Source organism: Streptomyces sp. NPDC059456, from assembly GCF_042750055.1.
In the GTDB taxonomy this organism is placed as follows: domain Bacteria; phylum Actinomycetota; class Actinomycetes; order Streptomycetales; family Streptomycetaceae; genus Streptomyces.
This window is the reverse complement of record NZ_JBHYVA010001069.1, coordinates 1-1665: the sequence shown is the minus strand read 5'-3', so window position 1 is coordinate 1665 and position 1665 is coordinate 1. Positions and strand designations below refer to the sequence as shown.

Below are 1665 nucleotides of genomic sequence, written 5' to 3'. Positions count from 1 at the left end.
GGTCGGTCAAGGGTGGCCGAAGGCCATCGCGTAGCGACGCGACGAAGGAGCGCCCTTGAGGGACCGGCGCGGCACGGAAGGACAGTGGACTGGCGGGACGCCCCCGGACCCACTCCGACACCGCCCCGCCCGGACCCCGCCCCTCGGCCCCAGGCGGCCCCCCTCGGCCCTTCGGCCCCTCAGCCCTCCGGTGTCACCGTCACCTGGATCGACCCGTCCTGCGCGGCCGTGATGCGGACCGACGTCAGGTCCGGGGCGTGGGTCGTCGGGGCGTGGGCGGCTGCTCGGGGGCCTATGCCGATCACGCGCATGCCGGCCGCCCGGCCCGCGGCGATGCCCGCCGCCGAGTCCTCGAAGACGATGCAGTCGGCGGGGTCCACGCCCAGCGCGGCGGCGCCCTTGAGGAAGCCCTCCGGGTCGGGCTTGCTGGCCGCCACGGACTCGGCGGTGACCCGTACCGCGGGCATGGGCAGGTCCGCGGCGGTCATCCGGGCCGTGGCCAGGGCGGCGTCGGCGGAGGTGACCAGGGCGTGCGGGAGTCCGTCGATCGCCGCCATGAACTCCGTGGCCCCGCCGACCGGGACGACGCCTTCGGTGTCGGCGGTCTCGCGGGCGAGCATCACGGCGTTCTCGGCGTGGTTGATCTCCATCGGGCGTTCCGGCAGGAGGACGGCCATCGTGGCGTAGCCCTGTCGGCCGTGGACCACCTTCAGGGCCTCCTGCGGATCCAGCCCGTGGGACACCGCCCAGTCGCGCCAGCAGCGTTCGACCACCGCGTCGGAGTTGACGATGGTGCCGTCCATGTCCAGGAGCAGGGCCTTGGCGGTCAGGACGACGGGCGCGGTGGTGGTGCTGGCCGGCATGGGGGTGCTCCAGACGCGGGAAAAGAGAACAAGTGGTTCCGCCCACCGGTCAGGGAGTGCGGGCGGAACCACTTTGTTCCACCACGATACAAAACCGGAGACGGTTCGCGCCACTCCGGGTGCGATCAGCGCGCGCCCTCCAGTGCCTGCCGGGTCTGCGGGCCGTAGACACCCCAGTCCTCGTCGATGTTGTTGCGCCACTGGAACTCCGAGACCGCGTTCTCCGTACGGTCGTCGAACCTGCCGCTGATCTTTCCCCGGTACAGGCCCCGCCCCGCCAGGAGCCGCTGCATCTTCTCCACCTCCGAACCCGAATCCCCGTACCTCAGCGTCGGCGCCTGCGGCGGCGGCGGTGCCTGGGTGCTCGGCGTGCGGCTCGGGCTCGCCGACGGGGTGGGGGACGGGGGCGCCGAGCTGCGCGAGGCGCTGGGCGAGGCGGACGGCGACGCCGACTTCGAGGGGCTCGGCGACGCCGACTTCGAGGCGGAGGCCGAGCGGGACGGGCTGCCCGTCGAGGACGGCTGGGTCGGACCGGCCGGGGCCACGCTCAGGGCGGGAGCCGACGGCTTGGCGTCCAGCAGGACGGTGTCGCTGTCACCGGAGCGCGGGAGCAGCCCCAGCGCCAGGGCCGCGGTGCCGACCGCGACCACCGTGCCGGCACCGGCCAGCACCGTCGGGAGCCGGCGCCGACGGGACGGGCCGGACCTCCTTGCGGGGCCCCCCGCCCCCCCCCCCCCCCCCCCCCCCCCGGGGCCGCGGGGGCCCCGGGGGGGGGCGGGGGGCGCCGCGCGCGCGGGCGCGC

Annotated in this window: 2 protein-coding genes; both read right to left on the bottom strand. The window is 75.5% G+C overall.

Going from position 1 to position 1665, the window contains the following annotated elements; all coding sequences use genetic code 11:
- Positions 1-179: 179 nt before the first annotated feature.
- Positions 180-863 carry an HAD-IA family hydrolase gene (locus tag ACFXA3_RS42220; RefSeq protein ID WP_385196786.1) on the bottom strand — a complete coding sequence of 228 codons (684 nt, stop codon included), beginning with the start codon at positions 861-863 and terminating at the stop codon, positions 180-182.
- Positions 864-988: 125 nt separating this feature from the next.
- Positions 989-1534, bottom strand: coding sequence for a peptidoglycan-binding protein (locus ACFXA3_RS42215; protein ID WP_385196784.1), 546 nt, complete (start codon positions 1532-1534; stop codon positions 989-991).
- Positions 1535-1665 lie beyond the last annotated feature (131 nt).

Excerpts from the sequence above, each read along its gene's own strand:
- ACFXA3_RS42220 (WP_385196786.1), bottom strand. The coding sequence starts at position 863 with ATGCCGGCCAGCACCACCACCGCGCCCGTCGTCCTGACCGCCAAGGCC.